The 4,387-nt window shown below is 62.5% G+C and carries 4 protein-coding genes and 1 pseudogene; all 5 read left to right on the forward strand.

Annotated elements, in window-relative coordinates; genetic code table 11:
* Window positions 1–1,004, forward strand: a 1,004-nt coding sequence (locus NKH70_RS35420) for an MFS transporter (RefSeq protein ID WP_353027453.1), incomplete at its 5' end; no start/stop codon positions are given.
* A 9-nt stretch (window positions 1,005–1,013) separates the two neighbouring features.
* Window positions 1,014–1,454 (forward strand): YqaA family protein, encoded by a 441-nt coding sequence (locus tag NKH70_RS35425; protein ID WP_353027454.1) that lies wholly within the window; start codon window positions 1,014–1,016, stop codon window positions 1,452–1,454.
* Window positions 1,455–1,614: 160 nt separating this feature from the next.
* Window positions 1,615–3,177 (forward strand): ABC transporter substrate-binding protein, encoded by a 1,563-nt coding sequence (locus NKH70_RS35430; protein ID WP_353027455.1) that lies wholly within the window; start codon window positions 1,615–1,617, stop codon window positions 3,175–3,177.
* A 28-nt stretch (window positions 3,178–3,205) separates the two neighbouring features.
* A complete protein-coding gene (locus tag NKH70_RS35435) occupies window positions 3,206–4,147 on the forward strand; it encodes an ABC transporter permease (RefSeq protein ID WP_352508371.1) in 942 nt (313 codons plus the stop codon).
* 4 nt (window positions 4,148–4,151) lie between these two features.
* Window positions 4,152–4,387: pseudogene (locus NKH70_RS35440) on the forward strand (hypothetical protein); the annotation flags it as partial.

Below are 4,387 nucleotides of genomic sequence, written 5' to 3' on the forward strand. Positions count from 1 at the left end.
TCCTGCAGTCGGCGTCGGCAGGCTTCACTCCGGCCTTCCAGGCCTCTATTCCTGACGTGCTGCCCGAGGAGAAGGACTACACGCGAGCCCTGTCGCTGTCGCGACTGGCCTACGACCTGGAAAGCGTCGTCAGTCCCATGCTGGCGGCGGCGCTGCTTTCCGTCATCAGCTTCCACAGCCTGTTCGCCGGTACGGTTATCGGCTTTCTCGCCTCGGCGGCGCTGGTGGTGTCGGTGGTCCTGCCGAGCCCTAAACCGTCGCAGCCGCGCGGCGTTTACGATCGTACCACGCGCGGATTGCGCATCTATCTGGCGACGCCGCGATTGCGCGGGCTGCTGGCACTTAACGTTGCCGTCGCGGCGGCAAGCGCGATGGTGATCGTCAACACGGTCGTCCTAGTTCAGGCACAGTTCGGCCTCTCGCAAAGTGACACGGCGCTGGCGCTCGCAGCGTTCGGCGGCGGATCGATGATTGCAGCTCTTGCCCTGCCGCGGCTGCTGGAGAACGTCCCAGACCGGGTTGCGATGCTCTCGGGCGCCGCGATTCTGGTCGTGGGCGTGCTGGTGGGACCTCTCGCCGGCAGTTACTATCTGCTACTGGCGCTCTGGTTCGTGCTCGGGCTCGGCTACTCGCTGGCGCAGACGCCTTCGGGCCGATTGATCAGGCGTTCCGCCGATGCCGTCGACCGGCCCGCTCTGTTTGCTGCCCAATTCGCGCTTTCGCATGCCTGCTGGTTGATCACGTATCCCATTGCCGGCCGCGTCGGTGCGGCGATGGGATTGCCTTTCACATTCATTCTGCTCGGCATCATTGGCGCCGCTGCCCTGCTTGCCGCGGTCTGGCTCTGGCCGAAACATGATCCCGACGTGCTTGTGCATATGCATGTCGATCCGCCTGAGGACGACCGGCACATCGGCGACGCAGTATGGTCGGAAGCGGGGTATGAGCATTCGCATGGCTACGTCGTCGATGATCGGCACCCGAAATGGCCCAAGACAAGCTGAGAACTCAACATGCTTGGCGAGCTCGCCATCTATGGCGGTCTATTTCTGACCGCGTTCGCGGCGGCGACCATCCTGCCGATGCAATCGGAAGCAGCCCTTGCGGGACTGCTTCTGACAGAAAGCTATGCCCCGACTCTGCTCATCGCCTCCGCAAGCGCCGGCAATGTGCTCGGCTCGATCGTGAACTGGTGGCTCGGCCGGGGCGTCGATCGCTTTCGCGACCGCAAATGGTTCCCGGTGAAGCCCTCCGCGCTGACGCGCGCGACGCGATGGTATCAGCGCTATGGACGATGGTCGCTGCTGTTGAGCTGGTTGCCTCTCATCGGCGATCCGCTGACGCTTGTGGCGGGAGCGCTGCGGGAGCCGTTCTGGAGCTTCCTTGCGATTGTCACGATTGCGAAGGTCGGCCGCTATCTAGCGCTGGCGGCGATGACGCTGAGCTGGATTTAGCCCTTGTCGAGACCCGCGCCGGCATGGCGACATTACGCGAGACGGCGCTTTCCTATGCCAAACGCAGCGCTGCGCGCCAACTTGGATTTGCGCCGTATATGTCTATACAAATGGGAATGCATGTGTACAATCACTACCAATCAAAAAATGGGGAACTGACATGATCACTCTCGACCGCCGCAATTTCCTTGTTTCCACCGCTGGCCTTGCCTTCGCCGCCGCGCTGCCACGCGCCGCCTTTTCCGAAACCAACGACACGCTGAAGATTGCCATCGCCGCGGAGACCGGCGACCTCGATTTGCTGCAGAACGTTTCGACGCTGAGCACCTACACCATCGTCTTCGATGCGCTGATCCATTATGGCCAGAATGGCGCGCTGGAGCCGGGACTTGCCACCAAATGGACCATTGCCGACGATCAGCTTTCGATCGCCTTCGATCTGCGTGAAGGCGTGACCTTCAGCGACGGCACGCCCTTCGATTCCACCGCAGCCGAATGGAACCTCAAGCGCTGGATGGGGGTGAGCGACTTCTCCTGGATCGGCATCTCCGACGCGTTCGACAGCATCGTCACGGACGGACCGAACAAGCTGACGGTCAAGCTGAAGCGGCCGGTGCCGGCGGCACTCCTCGAACTCACAATCGTGCGGCCTGTCCGTTTCCTGTCGCCCAAGGCAGTCGACAAGGATGGCAAGCAGACTGCGCCGATCGGAACCGGTCCATGGATCGTCGAAAAATACGATTCGAGCGGCACCAGCCTCGTTCGCAACGACAAATACTGGGGCGAGAAGCCGCTTTTCAGCCGCATGGAATTGAAGGTGGTTCCCGATGAACTCGCTCGCGCCAACGGCCTCCGCTCAGGCGACCTCGATGTCATCGGCGGCGACTGGGTGGCGACGCTGTCGCCGCGCCGCGCTCGCGCGCTGGAAAGCGACGGCATGAAGGTCGTAGCCGAGCCGGGCACCGCGACGATGCTGCTCGGCTATTCGCCGAAGTCGAAGATCATCGCCGACAAGGCCGTCCGCGACGCCGTCTATGCATCGGTCGACCGGGCGGCGATCGCCAAGGTGCTGTTCGAGGGCTTTGCCGACCCGGCCGCCGATCTGTTCCCGGCAAACGTGCCTTCGTCGGGCAAGCGGCATGACGTGCCGGTGCGCGACGTGGCGGTGGCCAAGAAGATCCTCGCCGACGGCGGCTGGGTCGACAGCGGCGGCGCCTGGACCAAGGCTGGTTCTCCTCTGGCCATCGACTTTCTGGTTTCCGAAGAATCCCTGCCGGGGTCGCGGCGCATCGCCGAAATGATCCAGGGTCAGTTGTCCGAGGTCGGTTTCCAGGTGCAAGTCTCCTCGGTGGACAATGCCACCATGCATGAACGGCGTCCGGCCTTCGACTATGATCTCGCTTTCTTCACCACCTATGGCGCTCCCTATGACCCTCACGGGACCCTTGGCAATGCCTTCGTCTCGACGGCGGACAGCGGGCCTGACGGCAAGATCTATGTCTCGGACGCGCTCGACGGCGTCGTCAAGACTGCGCTCGAGGCGAGCGGCGCCGAACGCGACCTGAAGATGCAGGCTCTCTACGATTGGCTGCACGACAACACCGCCATCTGTCCGCTTGTCGTCAGCCAGCGGCTGTGGGCTCACAATCCCCGCGCCGAGAATTTCTCGCTCCCGGCGACCGACTATGATCTGCCGTTCAAGGCGATCACGCTGAAGGCCTGAAGACTTCGAGCCCAAACGAGGCCTGACGATGAAGCGCACGATCCTGCGACGAATGCTGCTTGCCTGCCTATTGATCCTGGCGGCATCCGCGCTGACATTCGCCCTGGTTGCGGCGGCTCCGGGCAATGTTGCGGCACTGATTGCCGAGCGTGCGGCAGGCCCTGGCGCGGACGCCGAAATGATCGCCAAGATCGGCAACGAGCTCGGGCTCTACGACCCGTTGCCGATCCGCTACGGACGCTGGCTTTCCGGCGCGTTGGCCGGCAATTTCGGCATCTCACTGCGAACGGGAAAGCCGATCTCGTCGGAGTTTGCCGCCCGCATCCCGATGACGGCGGCTCTGCTTGCCGGCGGCGGCGTTCTCGCCTTCATTTTCTCGATCACGCTTGGCATTGCCGGCGCCGTCAGCAATGGCGGCTTCATGGACAGATTTCTGCACGCATTTTCGCTGATTGGCGCATCGACCCCCAACTTCTTCGTGGCGGCGCTGCTGGTGATCGTGTTTTCGGTCATGCTCGGCTGGGTGCCCACCTTCGGCACGAGCGGCTTCACCTCATGGCTTCTGCCATGGGTGACGATCGCGCTGTTCCCAGCCTCCGTTCTCAGCCGTGTCGTTCGGGTCAACCTCCAGGAAGCGATGTCGCGGCCGTTTGCGACCACTGGCTTCGCAAAAGGCTATACCAGAACGCAGGTGCTGCTGCGCGAGGCGCTGCCCAACATTGCCATTCCGTTCCTGACGACATTCGGGGCGCAATTCACGCTGATGATCATCGGATCGATCGTCGTCGAGACGGTATTTGCATTGCGCGGCGTCGGTGCCTTCTTCATCGAGGCGATACGCTTCCGCGACTTCATAGGCATGCAGTCGGTGCTGCTGCTGTTTGTCGTCTTCTTCGTCATGGTCAATTTCATCGTCGACATGATCTGCATCGTCGCGGATCCGCGAATGCGCCGGGCGCGGGGAGCATGAGGCAATGAACATTTCTGCTATCAGGGACATCAAGGACTGGCCGTGGCTGGTGCTGCTCCCCGTAATCGGCTTTGTGCTGATCGGCATCTTCGCTCCTGCGATCATGCCTTACGATCCGAGTGCGCAGGACTATTCGGCGACACTGGAGGGCATGAGCTGGAGCCACTGGCTCGGCACCGACTATCTCGGCCGAGACGTCTTCAGCCGCATCGTTGGTGGCGCCCGCATTTCCCTGGTGGC

It is taken from the genome of Mesorhizobium sp. M0991, from assembly GCF_040318915.1.
Classification (GTDB): Bacteria; Pseudomonadota; Alphaproteobacteria; order Rhizobiales; family Rhizobiaceae; genus Mesorhizobium.